We start from the raw sequence: 15,216 nt of genomic DNA on the forward strand, positions 1-15,216 counted from the left end.
AAAAATGGCTGTGAAAGGCCATTTTTATTTTTGCGTTTATATAATTATGACAGCGATCTTGTCAATATAATGACAGATAATGATCCTATATTCATTTTTTCATTGTATGAATATAAGGTCTGGTTTTAATAATTCATATGTATCAGTTGTCATCGTACAATTTTTTGATCAATCAGGTATAGCAGGATATGCAGAGCTTTTGATGCTACCCATAAAAATCCGATAAATCCAAATGTTGCACTTAACGCAGTGAGAAGAAAACTTTTCATTATAACCCTCCTTCTTTCTGTAAAAGTTTACGTGTTTTCCATTTAAGTCTATTATAAAAGAAGAAGGCGGCTGTTGCTATGGATTTACCTTACATTTTGGTTTTTAACCTTACATTTTTGTAACAATCAATAGGTTCGGGCAGCGTATGCTGTGCTTAAGGCTTTTTTATAGCTGCTTGGGTGCAGTCTTAAGAGCCAGGAAAGCGGCAAGGTTTCCCCTCTTTCCCTGAGAAGCACGGTGTGAATACAGGATTTCCGGGTTACAGCAGGTGCAGATATCGGTTATGCTGATGTGTTCTTTTATGATTCCGGCTTCCAGAAATACAGATTCATTTGCTTTCCAGAGGTTTAGCTGGTACTTGCCGTTTGCTTTTTTATAGAACAAGGAATCCCATAAGGCCGGATCATAATTTTTCCTGAATTGCTGGATAACATCTTCGCTGACTTCATAGCAGTCCTGGCAAATGGAAGGACCGATTGCTGCAAATATGTCTTTTGGATCTGAACCATATTCAGCCGTCATTTTTTCAACGGTTACCCTGCCGATTTTACCTACGGTTCCTTTCCAGCCGGAATGAGACAGTCCGATTGCCTTTTTAACCGGATCCACGAAGAAAAGGGGAACACAATCGGCATAAAAAGTGGACAGAACCAGCCCCGGTACATTGGTAATCATACCGTCAATATCGCTGTAATCTCTTTGCTTCACAAATCCCTTTCCCCGGTCCTCTTCTGTGATGACTCTTACGTTAGTGGTATGGGTCTGATCGGAAAATACCAGATTTTCACAGGAAAAGCCGATGGATTCCCCTATACGGCGGAAATTTTCACGAACGTTCTCTTCCTTATCACCTCTGGAGAAGCTGAGATTCATACTGGTGAGATGATCCCTGCTGACTCCCCCAAGGCGGGTAGAGAAGCCATGTATGGTGACACCCGTATCTTCCAGCATGGGAAAAGAAAGAAATGGTACAGTAGTTTCGTTTTTAACCGTACAAATCACGTGGCCTCCGGTTCTTTTGATATTCATAATGTGATATCCTCCTTTTTGAGATGGAATTTACTGACTTCTGGTTCTGAAGTACGAACTTAAGTAAGCTGGAAAGGAAATGCATTTTTAATCAGTGTGATCTTATGGTTGTCGATGCCAACTACATCAAAACGGCAGGGTGTATCTTCCGCCTTGTGGTGTACCATAAGATAATGGCGGGCAACCTTGCAGATTACAGCCTGTTTTCGGTAATTGACGGCTTCCAGAGATGTACCTCTCCCGCTGTCTTTTCGATATTTTACTTCTACAAAAACAAGATAGGAACCATCGGCTGCGATGATATCTATCTCTCCTATCCTGCATCTGTAATTGCGTTCTAATAAAACAAAGCCCTGCGCTTGTAAATAGGCAGCGGCTTTGTCTTCCTCTATGGTACCAATAACACGTTTATTCAATCAAAATCTCCTGTCAGATAAAATTTTTGATAAAGGTAGCTCTATGTATTGCAGATGGACCATACTGTTTTATTGCTGCGATATGGGTGGCTGAACCATATCCTTTATGGGATGCAAAACCATATTCCGGCATAACAGCATCATATTCCTTCATGAGCCGGTCCCTGGTTACTTTGGCGATTACGCTTGCCGCAGCGATGGATAAGCTTTTGGCATCTCCTTTGATGATGGGTACCTGTGGTATCGTAATGCCCGGAATGGTAACCGCATCGTTAAGAAGAATCTGGGGAACCATGGACAGCTTTGATACTGCGGTTCTCATGGCTTCGTAGGTGGCCTGCAGTATATTGATTTCATCAATCCTTGAAGGGCCTGCCATTCCCACGCCAACTGCAAGAGCTTTCTCCATAATCTCATCAAATAATTCCTCACGCCGCTTTTCACTCAGCTGCTTAGAGTCGTTGAGATACATGATTCTGCAGTCCTGCGGCAGGATAACGGCACCGGCAACTACGGGACCTGCCAGAGGTCCTCTTCCGGCTTCGTCGATGCCGCAGGCATATCCGATGTATTCATATTCTTTCTCATATTCCATCATTTTTTCAAGACGCTGCTTTTCGGCTTCCAGAGCATCCATTTTTTTCTGATAGCGTTTGATCAGACTGATCACACCGGTCCTTGTATCAGGAGCATAGGTTTCCATTAATTGCAAAAGCTGCTCCTTTGATCCGGCATGCTCAAATTCTTCTTTTATCTCTGATATTTTTTTATTCATAAATACCTCTGTTTTCTATTGATGCTTCAAGAATCCGAATTTACTGAATGGCCAGATTCTAAGCCATGCCCTGCCGATAATATCCTTTCTGTGGATAAGCCCTACATTGGGATCACGGCTGTCAGAGCTGTTATTGCGGTTATCACCCATTACGAAATACTCATCATCGCCAAGAGTGATCGGTTCTGCAGCCGTTCCGGGATCATCGATAGTCTCTCTGCCATAATGTTCATTTAAATCTTCACCATTGATGTAAACTTTTCCGTCTATGACCTGCACGGTGTCTCCCGGAAGTCCGATAATTCGTTTGATATAGTAGGTATGGTCTGCGTGCTGATAAGGAAATACAATGATATCGAATCTCTCCGGATCTTTGAAACGGTATGTAATCTTATCGGTTATCAGATTGTCCCGGTTTTCCAGTGTGGGATACATAGAGGATCCGTCCACCTGTGTACGCTGTCCTACAAAATGAACAATTAAAAATGTTACTACTAATACAATGGCTATATATAGTAACATACTTAAAAGCTCCCTTAACATGCTTCTCTCCTTGTTTTCCTCAGTATTTTTCTGACTCATGCTGTCCACCGCTTCCTTTACTTATTAGTATATATTAAACAAAGCCGGCAATGGCAGACTTTTACACCTGCTCATTTCCGGCTTATTCCAAACATTATGATTTTATTGGTGTTTCAGTACACCAAATTTGCTGAAAGGCCAGATTCTTACCCATGCGCGTCCGATAATATCGGAACGCTTTATATTGCCTACATGGGGATCCCTGCTGTCTTTACTTTGATTGCGGTTGTCCCCCATTACGAAATACTCATCATCGCCAAGAACAATTGGATCTTCGGCGATTCCGCTGTCCTGCATCACTTCTTTTCCGTAACTTTCTTCCAGTACTTCGCCATTGATATAGATGGTTCCGTTGTTAATCTGTACCGTTTCTCCGGGAAGTCCGATAATCCGTTTGATATAATACGTTTCCTCTTCATAATAATAAGGGAAGACGATAATATCAAAACGATTTGGATCCTGAAAACGGTAACTTAATTTATCAACAATCAGATTATCTTTATCTTCCAGAGCCGGAATCATGGAAGGACCGCTAACCTGGGTACGTTGTCCTATAAAATGTATCACTACAAATGCCAGCACGAGAACGATCACTATGTACATCAACATGCTTAAAAGTTCACGCACTACGCTCCTGGACGGCTCTTCACCGCCCGGTTCTTTATTTTCCCCTTTTGACATTCCGTCACCACTTTCTTTATACTCTTGTCCCTTTAATCTTAAACTTTTCTTTCCGGAAATTCAATAGTGATTTTCCCCAATCTTCCACTCCTGAAATCTTCAACTACTGTGGAAGCTGCTTTTGCATAATCTAAATCATTTCCCTTTAAGCGGCAGCCTCTGTTTACCGCGATTTGTTCCAATACTTCTACATCAGTACCGGACTCATCACATTCATATCTTTCTGCAAGCACTCCCTTATAGTGCTCTTTCAAAAAGTGAATCAACTGTATGCCTAATTCATCTACATTTAAAATTTCATCTTTAATGGATCCGACCATTGCCAGATGAAGGCCCACTGTCTGGTCTTCAAACTTTGGCCATAGAATTCCAGGAGTGTCCAGAAGTTCTACGTTTTTATTTAAACGGATCCATTGTTTTCCCTTTGTTACACCAGGTTTATTACCTGTTTTGGTACAGGCTTTACCTGCAAAGGTATTAATAAAAGTGGACTTTCCTACATTGGGAATCCCAACCACCATTGCTCTGACCGGACGGTTTTTAATGCCTCTTCGGCGGTCACGTTCTATCTTTTCCTGGCATGCTTCCTGTATAACGCCATTAATAGCCTTGATACCGGTACCGTTTTTGGAATTGACTTTGACGACAAAAAAACCCTTCTCTTTAAAATATGCCGACCACAATTCATTTTGCTTCTCATTTGCCAGATCTGCTTTGTTTAAAAGAATCAGTCTGGCTTTGTTTTTTCCAAGTTCATCGATATCCGGATTCCTGCTGCTTAGTGGAATCCGGGCATCTACAAGCTCAATAACCAGATCAATTAATTTTATATCTTCCTGCATCATACGTCTGGCTTTTGTCATATGACCCGGATACCATTGATAATTCATAAATTTCTGCCCTTTCTACTTCACGAAACCAAACTCACTGGCTGGTGAGACACGAAGCCAGACTTTGCCTTCGATATCGTCAATATTGACGTTGCCAATATCTGCGTAGCGGCTGTCTTCGCTGTTGTTGCGGTTATCTCCCAAAACAAAATATTCAGAAGAACCCAAAACGATGGGCTGATCAGCCAGACCGGTATTGCTGATCGATGGATAGTCCGCATCTTCCAGATATACCTTGTCATTAATATAAATCATGCCTTCTTTAATCTGGATAGTTTCTCCAGGAAGTCCGATTACGCGTTTGATATAAGCGTGGCTGGTCTTGCTGCCATTTGGCTTAAATGATATAATGTCATTTCTGGAAGGCCCACCCAGTTTATACGCTAGGGTATTAATCAGGACTTTGTCTCCCCCGGACAGGGTCGTATCCATAGACTGACCGATGTTTGTCCGTACTTGTCCAAAGAAAAATACCAGGATATATGCAAATAAAATAACTACAATGATTTCGAATGTCCATCCTAAGATAGATTTTAGTGTATTCGTTTCTTTCTTTTCCCCTTGGCGATCCCCTCTGCTCCTTGCACGTTCTTTTCGCATAATGCACCTCACAATTGCCTCTAGTAGAAAATAGGGACAATTACCTAAGTATTTGTCCCTGGTTCATTTCATTATTTTACTAACTCTTTTACCTTGGCTCTCTTACCAACACGGTTTCTTAAGTAATTCAGTTTTGCACGTCTTACTTTACCTCTTCTGATTACTTCGACTCTTTCCACGCTTGGGGAATGAAGCGGCCAGGTTTTTTCCACACCAATGCCGTTAGAATTTTTTCTAACAGTAAATGTAGCTCTATTGCTTCCGCCCTGTTTCTTTAAAACAGTTCCTTCGAAAACCTGAATTCTTTCGCGGCTTCCTTCTTTGATCTTTGCATATACCTTTACGGTATCACCAACGTTAAATTCTGGTGCGTCAGCTCTTAACTGAGCTGCTTCGATGTTCTTAATAATATCGTTCATTGTGTGCCTCCTTATTTATATCGGATGTTCTTAATACTGTCTGTAACAGAGGACCATCTCTTTTCTCACAACGCTATTTATTTTATCATGTTTGTTGGATTATGTCAAATAAAATTCTTTAATAAATCCTTAAGAAAATTCTTTAATAAATCCTAAAGAATAGGGACAATATTTACGCTTCCGGCTCTGATATTCTGCTGATTAATTCCAGTTCAGAATTTGTGAGCTGAGCCTTGTCCAACAGATCTGGACGGCGCAGGGCTGTGCGTATGACAGACTGCTCTCTCCGCCACTTTTCTATATTGGCATGGTGGCCGGACAGTAAAACCGGCGGAACTATTTTGCCATTCCATTCCTCGGGACGGCTATACTGGGGATACTCCAGCAAATTGTCCTGAAAAGACTCAAACTGTGCAGATTCATCGTTGTTTAAAACGCCGGGTACCAGTCTGGAAATGGCATCTATCATGACCATTGCGGGCAGTTCTCCGCCGGTAAGGACATAGTCACCAATGGAGAGATAGTCTGTGACGACTTCTTCTAATACCCGCTCATCAATTCCTTCATAATGTCCGCAGAGAAAGACCAGATCCTTTTCTTTTGCCAGATCTTCTGCAATAGTCTGGTTAAATACGCTGCCCTGAGGGGTTAGATAGATCACTCTGGGGCGGTATCCTATTTTCTCTGAAACGGCCTTGCAGGCACCATATACAGGCTCTGCCTGCATTACCATTCCAGCACCGCCTCCATATGGATAATCATCTACTTTATGGTGTTTATTGGTGGAATAGTCCCTTATATCGGTGGTTTGCAGGGAAATCAGTCCTTTTTCCATTGCGCGCCCGATGATACTGGTATTTAAACCGTCCTGAATCATTTCAGGAAATAAGGTCAATACGTGGTAATTCATAGGTTACACCAATCCTTCCATTAAGTGTACTTCCATTTTCCGTTCCTGGATATCAACGTTTAAGATACATTCTTTAATGGCTGGAAGGAGAATTTCTTTCCGGTCCGGAGTTTCTACCACATAGACATCATTTGCTCCGGTTTCCAATACGTCGGTAAGGATACCCAGTTCTTTTCCGTCATCGTTACATACCTGCATTCCGATCATATCAGCAATGAAGTATTCGTTTGGTTTAAGCTTTACGGCATTTTCCCGGGTTACAAATAACCCTTTTCCTTTAAATTTTTCCACCTCATTGATATCGTTGTATTCTTTGAATTTCAGGATTACAAACTGCTTAAAGAATTTTACCTGTTCGATCTGCAGATCCATTGTTTCTCTTCCGGTATCCAGAATGACAGATTTTAATTTTTTGAACCGGTTCGGGTCATCGGTAGTTGGAAATACCTTTACCTCGCCCCGTAAGCCATGCATGGAGGAAATGATGCCAACCTGTAATAAATCTTCCATTTTCTCTTCCTTTCATTTGTTAAAATTGGAGGGTTCTTCTCTATTAAAAATAATCTGTGAAACCGTACTTTTTTATAAAGTAAGAAAAGCCCCGTTTTCACGAGGCCTGACCGTTATGAAATCTTATAGCAAAAGCTACAGGATGTCCACAATCACTTTCTTATCATCCTTAGAAGCTGCAGCTTTGACTACAGAACGGATTGCTTTCGCAATACGTCCCTGTTTGCCGATAACTTTACCCATATCGGATGGAGCAACCTTTAATTCTACAACAATAGACTTGCCGGTTTCTTTTTCAGTTACTTCTACTTCTTCCGGATGTTCAACGAGAGACTTTGCAATTACTTCTACTAATTCTTTCATCACGTTCACCTCTGTTCTACTTTTCGATACCAGCTATTTTGAAGAGTTTACCAACTACTTCTGTTGGCTGAGCACCGTTAGCAAGCCACTTTTTAGCTAATTCTTCATTAACTTTGAATTCGCTAGGCTCGATGTTTGGATTGTAAGTACCGAGTTCTTCGATACATTTTCCATCTCTTGGTGATCTGGAATCAGCTACTACGATTCTATAGAAAGGAGCTTTTTTCTGTCCCATTCTTCTTAATCTAATCTTTACTGCCATTTGTCTTTCACCTCCTTGGTTTATTCTCAATATATGTTAAAAAGGAAGTTTGAACTTACCTCTTTTACCACCTTTGCCTCCCATCATGCCAGGGAACTGTTTCATCATTTTTCTTGCCTGGTCAAACTGTTTTACCAGTTTGTTTACCTCACTGATATCAACTCCGGCACCAGCGGCAATTCTTTTTTTGCGGGATGGATTCAGGATATCCGGATTGGAACGTTCCTTCGGTGTCATGGAAAGAATCATTGCTTCTTTTCTTGCCATATCCTTTTCATCGATCATTCCTTCAATATCTTTGGCTTTGCTGCCGAATCCAGGCATCATACTTAATACACTGGATATTCCACCCATGTTTTTCATCTGATTCATACTTTCTAAGTAATCGTCAAATCCAAACTGTGCTTTTTTCAGCTTCTGTTCCATATCCCGGGCTTTTTCTTCATCGATATTGGCCTGTGCCTTCTCGATCAGTGACATCACATCACCCATGCCCAATATTCTGGAAGCCATACGCTCCGGATAAAATTGTTCCAGATCCGAGAGCTTTTCACCCATGCCGACGTATAAGATCGGTTTACCACAGGTTGCTTTTATAGATAATGCGGCACCACCACGGGTGTCACCATCTAACTTGGTTACAATGACGCCGTCAATACCAATCTTCTCATTAAACATTTCGGATACATTTACGGCATCCTGACCGGTCATGGCATCTACAACCAGAATTGTCTGGTCAACATGAATTGCTTCTTTGATATGAATCAGTTCATTCATCATGTCTTCATCAATATGAAGACGTCCTGCCGTATCCAGGATTACAACATTTAATCCTTTGCTTTTCGCATGTTCAATAGCGGCTTTTGCAATATTTACAGGATTCTGTTTGTCTCCCATAGAGAAGACTTCCACACCCTGCTTTTCACCATTTATCTGTAACTGCTGGATTGCTGCCGGGCGATAGATATCGCAGGCTGCCAGCAATGGCTTTCGGCCTTTTGACTTTAATTTACCGGCAATCTTTGCCGTTGTTGTGGTTTTACCGGCACCCTGAAGTCCGGCCATCATAATGACTGTAATTTCATTACCGGGTTTTAGTGCGATCTCCGTAGTTTCGGAACCCATTAACTTAACCAGTTCCTCATTTACAATCTTAATAACCATCTGTCCCGGATTCAAGCCGTTCATAACATCCTGTCCGACTGCTCTTTCCTGAACAGCCTTGATGAACTGCTTAACAACCTTGAAGCTTACATCTGCTTCTAATAAAGCCATCTTTACTTCTCTTAATGCAGTCTTTACATCTGCTTCTGTCAGCCGTCCCTTACTTCGTAAATTGCGGAAGACATTCTGCAGTTTATCTGATAAGCTTTCAAATGCCATAGATTACAACTCCTCTAATATCTCATTGGATATTCTTTCAATCTCCTCATGCCCCTGCTGTCCTTTTGAAAGCGCATGAATCTGCTCTACTTTTTCCTTCACAGACAAAAACTTTTCAACCAGATGTAATTTGTTCTCATAATCATCCAGAATCTTATTACACCTTTTTATCAAATCATGTACACCCTGCCGGCTTATATTCTGCTCCTCCGCGACTTCCGTATAGGACAGATCATTTAAAACCACATCTTCATAGACATTTCTCTGATGTTCCGTCAGGAGCTCACCGTAAAAATCATATAATAAAGTTTGTTCCACAAATTTTTCCATTTGTAATCACCTTGATTATCATATACGATAAAGTTATTCTTGTCAAGTATTTTTTCTTGACAAAATTAAATTTTACCGATACACTCTCCCATCTTAATGAAAGTCTCATATCCGTTCTCTGTATTTTCAAAAAATTCTGGTGCTATTTTAACTTTATCCGGTTCTACAAGCAGTATAATTGTAGAACCGCCGTATTCAAACTTCCCTTTTTCGTGTCCTTTTTTCACAAAGCCTTCCTGCTGGTAATTTTTAATGCGTCCAACCAGGAGCGCACCTACCTCCATCTGGAGAAGTGTACCGAAACAGCGGGTTTTAATCAGCGTATATTCCCGCTGGTTTTCTTTATAAACCGGTACTGTTTCACAGGCTGCCGGCTGTACCGTATGAAGTACTCCGGGAATGTAATAGTTGGAGGATTTCAAACCATCCGAGGGGTAGCAATAACGGTGATAATCGTCAACGCTTAGCCGAATGATAATCGCTGCTCCGTTTTTATAACGTTTTGCCAGCTTTTGGTTTTGTAATAATGAGGATATGGTGTAACAGGTGTTCTTGACGAAGAATCGATTGGTATTACCCAAATGATAAGCACTGATTTTACCGTCAGCAGGACTTACCAGATGCGTCTCGTCATAATCAATCATCCGTTCTTCCGGTTTGATTTCACGGGTAAAGAAATCATTAAAAGAATGATATTCTCTGGGTTCATATGGTGACATATCGATGTTATTCTTTTGTATGAAAAGCTTAATAATGCATCTGGATGCCCCGGTATCCAGAAATTTTCCGGCTAATTCGGAAAATCCGGGACGGATCAGAGGTTTTAACAATAATCTTCCCCATAGGGAAGCATAAAGTTTACGCAGGATTTTATCCTGCGTTTCCTCGTTTTCATATAGTTTTCCTTTTCGGTCGATGTATTTCATTTTTACACCCATCGCATATTGCAGGCGTACCTGCAATACTGCCACAAATAAAACAGGTTGAAAGAATCACAGCGTGGCTTCCTTCCTACTTCATCATTTTCTTTCAACCTTACCACCTATTGCATATCTTTCTTAAAATGTTGTTCGGCAAGAGCGTGTTTAATAGAAGTGTAACAGCTTGCCAAGTATTATGACTCCCGCTACAATGATAACGATCATCATTTTATTTCCTGGTTTATAAACTTTTATTTTACTGACAAACAGAAATGCTACAAGCAGCATTACCCAGATCAGTATCCGCAGATATGTCTGCTGTCCAAAACTTGGACGCAAGAGATAAACCACCGGAAAAATAATTGCGATAGATGTTACGGGAAGACCCTGATAGTGTTTGCGGGCTTCTGTGGTCTCCTGCTGTCTCTTTTCTTCCATAACATTGAAAAATCCAAGGCGGATTACAGCTGCCAGTACATAGAGACACATGGCCGTTGTTCCCCAGAACCCCCGAAGTCCCAGCCCATATCCCAGAAATGCAGGAAATGCACCAAAACAAATCAAATCACAAAGGGAATCAATCTGAATTCCAAATCTTTTCTCATCGTCCGTCCGTTCTCTGGTACGGGCAACTTTACCATCCAGCATATCGCAGATACCGGATATTACAAGACAGGCAATTGCCGTCGTAAAACGGCCATCCAATGCTTCTGTCATTCCGTATACAGAACTGATCAGTCCTAAATATGTTAAAATAACCGTATAATTATAAAATCCTATCCACATGGTATATTATCCTTCTCCCTCTTTGCCGCTTCTCTTTTCACGGCTGCTCTAGTAATGCTGATATGGGCATAAATGGTTACAAGTGCACTGATTATCAGCAGTGCATAGTAACTGATACCTCTGCTTAACAGCATTCCCGATAAAATTAATGCCGGACCAAAAATTGGTTTAAATATAGACATAAATAACGCTTCGCTTGCTCCAATACCACCCGGCAGCGGAAGCATGTCTACAGAAATAGAAATAGTTGCCTGTAAGGTGACGATCTCAAAAGCGCTGAATTCGTGAAGCCCGAATGCCCGGTATACAAAATAAGTTGAAAAGAACAGACAAAACCGCTGGAAGATGGAAATCAGAATCACATTGAAAACAACCAGCTTATGATCTCTGAAATAATAGGCGGAATCCCGGTACTTATCCATAGCGCTTGAAAGACGTTCTGTTCTTTCCGGTTTGTGTTTCAAAATACGGACCTTTTCTAAAATATGCAGACCTAAATGCATTAGCTTTTTTGTGAAATTTGGCAGAAATATTAAGATAAACATCAGTGCCACGCATCCTACATTTAATATCAGTCCCAGATATAAGAAAAATACTGTATCTTTCATGTAGTTATCCACCAGCGGACGAAATCCGATGATCAGTACCAGCCCGACTAATACTAATACGAATTTATAAGTAACGGTGACAATCATCAGTACAAGTGATGCAACTGGGATTTCCACCTTATCTTTGCTCATATAATAGATCTGAGCTGGCTGTCCGCCTGAAGCGGAAGGGGTAATACAGCTGAAGAAAAATCCGATAAAACTGTATTTCACACAATTTCGTAAAGGGATCTTCTTATTCAGCGAGTTCATCATATAGTGGATGATTACCGATTCACTGCAGACAAATACGATTACCAGGGCAATACCAAACCAGATATATCCCTTTTTTGCCATTTTTATGGTTTCCCATATGGCACCCAGTTCCTGTCCTTTAAACAATTCATAAAATGTAAAGCCCAAAAGAGCAAAAAGAAACAGGATCTGAAGTATGTTTTTTTTGTTTTTCTTTAAAAATTCCACGCATTTCCCTCTTTTCTAAATTATCCTCTGGATAATTATAGAATAAATTTATCAATATTCTATCAATATTTTGCGTATCTTACAATTTATTTTTCCAAAAACTTTCTTAAGAAACTCATAATATTTATATTTGCTGCTTAAATAATAAGCAATTTCAGCAAGGGCAACTGCGCCGAATATATCAATAATATAATGCTGCTTCGTATATTGCGTGGAAATCATGACTGCAATTGCAAACAGACATGAAAAAATACGGTACCATTTGGGGACTTGCTTATTGCCCCGGATACCAATATAACAGAACCAGCTTACCAGGCAGTGTATGGAAGGAAAGAGGTTCATTGGAAGATCCATTTTATACACCCAGCCCAGCAGTTGTACGCTTAAACTGTCTCCGATCAGCTCAGGCCGCACGTTTGTGGTTGGCAGCAATACGAAGAACAGCATGCAGACAATACGGGAGGACATATCAGCAGTTACAAATTTATATAACGAATCCCTGCCCAGATGTCCTATTATGATATAATTCACAATCCAGAATAAATAACAGATCACGTAAATCCAAACCCAGCCCGGTTTAAATGGAAGCATCCGGTCGATTGACAGAGTAAAATCATAGTGATACCAGTCTTTGCACAAATGCTGTGTTCCAAAGTAAATAACACTGTTTAGGACAAAACAGGATACCAAGGGTATGATAGAATAGAGTTTTGCCCAGGGATCTACATATTTTTTAAGCCACCTATACATGTAATTCAAGCTCCTACAGGTTTGGACGGATAAGCTTAGGCTTATAACCGTTCTTTTTCAGTGCGTCTACGATGTTGTTTTTATGTTCCGTACCAAAAGCTTCCAGCGTAATTTTCAATTCCACGGCTGCATTGCGATTCGTACTTACAAACTGATTATGCTCCAGTTTAATGACATTACCCTGCTCTTCTGCAATTACAGTGGCAACGCGCACCAGTTCTCCCGGTTTGTCCGGAAGCAGTACGGATACGGTGAAGATCCGGTCTCTCTGGATTAATCCCAGCTGTACGACAGAAGACATGGTAATAACATCCATATTACCGCCGCTTAAAATGGATACGATTTTCTTGCCTTTCACATCCATATGTTTTAAAGCAGCTACAGTGAGAAGGCCGGAGTTTTCTACAATCATTTTATGGTTTTCGACCATATCAAGGAATGCTACCACTAATTCATCATCATCTACGGTAATGATTCCATCCAGGTTTTTCTGAATATATGAGAATAATTGTTCACCCGGTGTTTTAACGGCTGTACCGTCTGCTATGGTATTAACATTGGGCATGGTAGTAACTTTCCCGATATCCAGGGAAGCCTGCATACAATTGGCACCGGCTGGTTCAACTCCGATTACTTTGATATTGGGATTTAAAAGTTTGGCAAGGGCAGATACTCCCGTTGCCAGTCCGCCTCCCCCGATCGGAACCAGGATATAATCTACCAGAGGCAGTTCCTGTACGATTTCCATAGCAATGGTTCCCTGCCCTGTGGCTACAGCCAGGTCATCAAACGGGTGGATAAAAGTATAGCCGTGCTCGCTGGCAAGTTCATATGCATGGGCACATGCTTCATCATATACGTCTCCGTATAATACAACTTCAGCACCATAACTTTTGGTTCGGTTTACCTTAATGAGCGGTGTGGTGGTTGGCATTACGATTACTGCTTTAGCACCAAATGCTTTTGCAGCATATGCCACACCCTGTGCATGGTTGCCTGCAGAGGCAGTAATAAGCCCTTTATTTCTTTCTTCGTCGGTTAATGTGCTGATTTTATAGTAAGCGCCGCGGATTTTATATGCTCCTGTACGCTGCATATTTTCAGGCTTAAAAAATACTTTGTTGCCGGTCTGTTCTGAATAGTACTGGCTGTAAACCAGTTTTGTCTCCTGTGTAACCTGCTTCACTGCCTCGGAAGCTTCCTCAAACTTATCTAACGTTAACATTTTGTCGCCTTTCTCTAATTTGCCGGGGTTTGTACGTTGAATAATGCATTTACAAATTCATCTGCATTAAACTTCTGAAGATCATCAATACTTTCTCCCACACCAATGTATTTCACGGGAATACCAAGTTCAGAGTGGATTGCAACTGCAATGCCGCCCTTGGCTGTCCCATCCAGTTTTGTTAAAATAATACCAGTAATGTCCGCAATTTCACTGAACTCCCTTGCCTGTGCCAATGCGTTTTGTCCGGTGGTGCCATCCAGTACTACCAGTGTTTCACGGTAAGCTTCCGGATATTCCCGCTCAAGCACACGGTTAATCTTACCCAATTCATTCATCAGGTTTTTCTTGTTGTGAAGCCTGCCTGCCGTATCGCATAACAGCACATCCGCATGCCTTGCTTTCGCTGATGCCACAGCATCATATACAACAGCAGCCGGATCAGAACCTTCCTGTCCGCCGATAATATCCACACCTGCCCGGTTTGCCCATTCGGTTAACTGCTCTCCTGCTGCGGCACGGAATGTATCTGCTGCGGCCAGAATTACCTTTTTCCCCTGATCTTTTAATTTACCGGCCAATTTTCCTACACTGGTGGTTTTTCCAACGCCGTTTACACCGATAACCAGCACCACTGACTGTTTGTTTTCGAATTCATATGCTGTTTCACCTACATCCATCTGCTCTTTGATGCTGTCAATCAGCAGCTGCTTGCATTCGGAAGGTTCTTTGATTTTCTGCTCTTTCACTTTTGCTTTTAAATCTTCGATAATAGCGGTAGTGGCATTAATACCCAGGTCACCCATGACTAAAATTTCTTCTATCTCTTCATAAAAATCGTCATCGATACTGGAAAAGCCACTGAAAATGGAGTCAATTCCAGCAACAATATTAGCCCTGGTTTTTGACAGCCCTTCCACAAGCCGTTTAAAAAACCCTTTCTTTTCTTCCATAATTATTCCCATTGCATATTACAGGCTTGCCTGCAATACTGCCACAATAAAACAGGTTGAAAGAATCACCGTGGCATCCTTTCTATATCAAA

At 41.2% G+C, this 15,216-nt stretch carries 20 protein-coding genes; all 20 read right to left on the reverse strand.

Annotation, left to right across the window (positions count from 1 at the left end):
* Nucleotides 1-435: 435 nt before the first annotated feature.
* A complete protein-coding gene (gene pgeF / locus RHS_RS05980; protein WP_047832638.1) occupies nucleotides 436-1,299 on the reverse strand; it encodes a peptidoglycan editing factor PgeF in 864 nt (287 codons plus the stop codon).
* Nucleotides 1,300-1,358: 59 nt separating this feature from the next.
* Complete coding sequence (locus RHS_RS05985; RefSeq protein ID WP_047832639.1) at nucleotides 1,359-1,715, reverse strand: YraN family protein; 357 nt, start codon at nucleotides 1,713-1,715, stop codon at nucleotides 1,359-1,361.
* A 13-nt stretch (nucleotides 1,716-1,728) separates the two neighbouring features.
* Entirely contained in the window at nucleotides 1,729-2,490 is a 762-nt protein-coding gene (locus RHS_RS05990) for a ribonuclease HII (RefSeq protein ID WP_047832640.1), read from the reverse strand.
* Between the two features lie 15 nt (nucleotides 2,491-2,505).
* On the reverse strand, nucleotides 2,506-3,072 hold the full coding sequence (gene lepB / locus RHS_RS05995; protein ID WP_027294129.1) for a signal peptidase I: 567 nt from the start codon (nucleotides 3,070-3,072) through the stop codon (nucleotides 2,506-2,508).
* 102 nt (nucleotides 3,073-3,174) lie between these two features.
* On the reverse strand, nucleotides 3,175-3,753 hold the full coding sequence (lepB, locus tag RHS_RS06000) for a signal peptidase I (RefSeq protein ID WP_047832641.1): 579 nt from the start codon (nucleotides 3,751-3,753) through the stop codon (nucleotides 3,175-3,177).
* Nucleotides 3,754-3,791: 38 nt separating this feature from the next.
* A complete protein-coding gene (gene ylqF, locus RHS_RS06005; RefSeq protein ID WP_027294131.1) occupies nucleotides 3,792-4,643 on the reverse strand; it encodes a ribosome biogenesis GTPase YlqF in 852 nt (283 codons plus the stop codon).
* Nucleotides 4,644-4,658: 15 nt separating this feature from the next.
* Nucleotides 4,659-5,243, reverse strand: a complete 585-nt coding sequence (gene lepB, locus RHS_RS06010; RefSeq protein WP_044289375.1) for a signal peptidase I — start codon at nucleotides 5,241-5,243, stop codon at nucleotides 4,659-4,661.
* Nucleotides 5,244-5,314: 71 nt separating this feature from the next.
* Nucleotides 5,315-5,662 carry a 50S ribosomal protein L19 gene (gene rplS / locus RHS_RS06015; RefSeq protein WP_027294133.1) on the reverse strand — a complete coding sequence of 116 codons (348 nt, stop codon included), beginning with the start codon at nucleotides 5,660-5,662 and terminating at the stop codon, nucleotides 5,315-5,317.
* A gap of 172 nt (nucleotides 5,663-5,834) precedes the next feature.
* Nucleotides 5,835-6,572 (reverse strand): tRNA (guanosine(37)-N1)-methyltransferase TrmD, encoded by a 738-nt coding sequence (gene trmD, locus RHS_RS06020; protein ID WP_027294134.1) that lies wholly within the window; start codon nucleotides 6,570-6,572, stop codon nucleotides 5,835-5,837.
* A gap of 3 nt (nucleotides 6,573-6,575) precedes the next feature.
* On the reverse strand, nucleotides 6,576-7,082 hold the full coding sequence (rimM, locus tag RHS_RS06025; protein ID WP_047832642.1) for a ribosome maturation factor RimM: 507 nt from the start codon (nucleotides 7,080-7,082) through the stop codon (nucleotides 6,576-6,578).
* Between the two features lie 135 nt (nucleotides 7,083-7,217).
* Nucleotides 7,218-7,445, reverse strand: a complete 228-nt coding sequence (locus RHS_RS06030) for a KH domain-containing protein (protein ID WP_027294136.1) — start codon at nucleotides 7,443-7,445, stop codon at nucleotides 7,218-7,220.
* 16 nt (nucleotides 7,446-7,461) lie between these two features.
* On the reverse strand, nucleotides 7,462-7,707 hold the full coding sequence (rpsP, locus tag RHS_RS06035; RefSeq protein WP_027294137.1) for a 30S ribosomal protein S16: 246 nt from the start codon (nucleotides 7,705-7,707) through the stop codon (nucleotides 7,462-7,464).
* A 36-nt stretch (nucleotides 7,708-7,743) separates the two neighbouring features.
* Nucleotides 7,744-9,090, reverse strand: a complete 1,347-nt coding sequence (gene ffh / locus RHS_RS06040) for a signal recognition particle protein (RefSeq protein ID WP_027294138.1) — start codon at nucleotides 9,088-9,090, stop codon at nucleotides 7,744-7,746.
* A 3-nt stretch (nucleotides 9,091-9,093) separates the two neighbouring features.
* A complete protein-coding gene (gene ylxM, locus RHS_RS06045) occupies nucleotides 9,094-9,420 on the reverse strand; it encodes a YlxM family DNA-binding protein (protein WP_027294139.1) in 327 nt (108 codons plus the stop codon).
* Nucleotides 9,421-9,485: 65 nt separating this feature from the next.
* Entirely contained in the window at nucleotides 9,486-10,346 is an 861-nt protein-coding gene (locus tag RHS_RS06050) for a phosphatidylserine decarboxylase (RefSeq protein WP_047832653.1), read from the reverse strand.
* 159 nt (nucleotides 10,347-10,505) lie between these two features.
* Nucleotides 10,506-11,126 carry a phosphatidylcholine/phosphatidylserine synthase gene (locus RHS_RS06055; RefSeq protein ID WP_044295990.1) on the reverse strand — a complete coding sequence of 207 codons (621 nt, stop codon included), beginning with the start codon at nucleotides 11,124-11,126 and terminating at the stop codon, nucleotides 10,506-10,508.
* A complete protein-coding gene (locus tag RHS_RS06060) occupies nucleotides 11,117-12,196 on the reverse strand; it encodes a lysylphosphatidylglycerol synthase transmembrane domain-containing protein (protein ID WP_044295989.1) in 1,080 nt (359 codons plus the stop codon). Before RHS_RS06060 ends, RHS_RS06055 begins: the two co-directional genes overlap by 10 nt.
* A gap of 51 nt (nucleotides 12,197-12,247) precedes the next feature.
* A complete protein-coding gene (locus RHS_RS06065) occupies nucleotides 12,248-12,946 on the reverse strand; it encodes a phosphatase PAP2 family protein (RefSeq protein ID WP_027294143.1) in 699 nt (232 codons plus the stop codon).
* Between the two features lie 13 nt (nucleotides 12,947-12,959).
* Nucleotides 12,960-14,171 carry a threonine ammonia-lyase gene (ilvA, locus tag RHS_RS06070; RefSeq protein WP_027294144.1) on the reverse strand — a complete coding sequence of 404 codons (1,212 nt, stop codon included), beginning with the start codon at nucleotides 14,169-14,171 and terminating at the stop codon, nucleotides 12,960-12,962.
* A 14-nt stretch (nucleotides 14,172-14,185) separates the two neighbouring features.
* Nucleotides 14,186-15,127, reverse strand: a complete 942-nt coding sequence (gene ftsY / locus RHS_RS06075) for a signal recognition particle-docking protein FtsY (RefSeq protein ID WP_027294145.1) — start codon at nucleotides 15,125-15,127, stop codon at nucleotides 14,186-14,188.
* Between the last annotated feature and the right edge of the window lie 89 nt (nucleotides 15,128-15,216).

It is taken from the genome of Robinsoniella sp. RHS, from assembly GCF_001029355.1.
In the GTDB taxonomy this organism is placed as follows: Bacteria; Bacillota; Clostridia; order Lachnospirales; family Lachnospiraceae; genus Robinsoniella; species Robinsoniella peoriensis.

Bases quoted from the DNA above. Each gene is read 5' to 3' on its own strand.
- pgeF (WP_047832638.1), bottom strand. From the start codon at position 1,299: ATGAATATCAAAAGAACCGGAGGCCACGTGATTTGTACGGTTAAAAAC.
- rimM (WP_047832642.1), bottom strand. From the start codon at position 7,082: ATGGAAGATTTATTACAGGTTGGCATCATTTCCTCCATGCATGGCTTA.
- RHS_RS06065 (WP_027294143.1), bottom strand. From the start codon at position 12,946: ATGTATAGGTGGCTTAAAAAATATGTAGATCCCTGGGCAAAACTCTAT.
- trmD (WP_027294134.1), bottom strand. From the start codon at position 6,572: ATGAATTACCACGTATTGACCTTATTTCCTGAAATGATTCAGGACGGT.
- RHS_RS05990 (WP_047832640.1), bottom strand. From the start codon at position 2,490: ATGAATAAAAAAATATCAGAGATAAAAGAAGAATTTGAGCATGCCGGA.
- ffh (WP_027294138.1), bottom strand. From the start codon at position 9,090: ATGGCATTTGAAAGCTTATCAGATAAACTGCAGAATGTCTTCCGCAAT.
- RHS_RS06050 (WP_047832653.1), bottom strand. From the start codon at position 10,346: ATGAAATACATCGACCGAAAAGGAAAACTATATGAAAACGAGGAAACG.
- ylqF (WP_027294131.1), bottom strand. From the start codon at position 4,643: ATGAATTATCAATGGTATCCGGGTCATATGACAAAAGCCAGACGTATG.
- lepB (WP_027294129.1), bottom strand. From the start codon at position 3,072: ATGAGTCAGAAAAATACTGAGGAAAACAAGGAGAGAAGCATGTTAAGG.
- ilvA (WP_027294144.1), bottom strand. From the start codon at position 14,171: ATGTTAACGTTAGATAAGTTTGAGGAAGCTTCCGAGGCAGTGAAGCAG.
- lepB (WP_047832641.1), bottom strand. From the start codon at position 3,753: ATGTCAAAAGGGGAAAATAAAGAACCGGGCGGTGAAGAGCCGTCCAGG.
- lepB (WP_044289375.1), bottom strand. From the start codon at position 5,243: ATGCGAAAAGAACGTGCAAGGAGCAGAGGGGATCGCCAAGGGGAAAAG.
- RHS_RS06030 (WP_027294136.1), bottom strand. From the start codon at position 7,445: ATGAAAGAATTAGTAGAAGTAATTGCAAAGTCTCTCGTTGAACATCCG.
- rplS (WP_027294133.1), bottom strand. From the start codon at position 5,662: ATGAACGATATTATTAAGAACATCGAAGCAGCTCAGTTAAGAGCTGAC.
- ylxM (WP_027294139.1), bottom strand. From the start codon at position 9,420: ATGGAAAAATTTGTGGAACAAACTTTATTATATGATTTTTACGGTGAG.
- RHS_RS06055 (WP_044295990.1), bottom strand. From the start codon at position 11,126: ATGTGGATAGGATTTTATAATTATACGGTTATTTTAACATATTTAGGA.
- rpsP (WP_027294137.1), bottom strand. From the start codon at position 7,707: ATGGCAGTAAAGATTAGATTAAGAAGAATGGGACAGAAAAAAGCTCCT.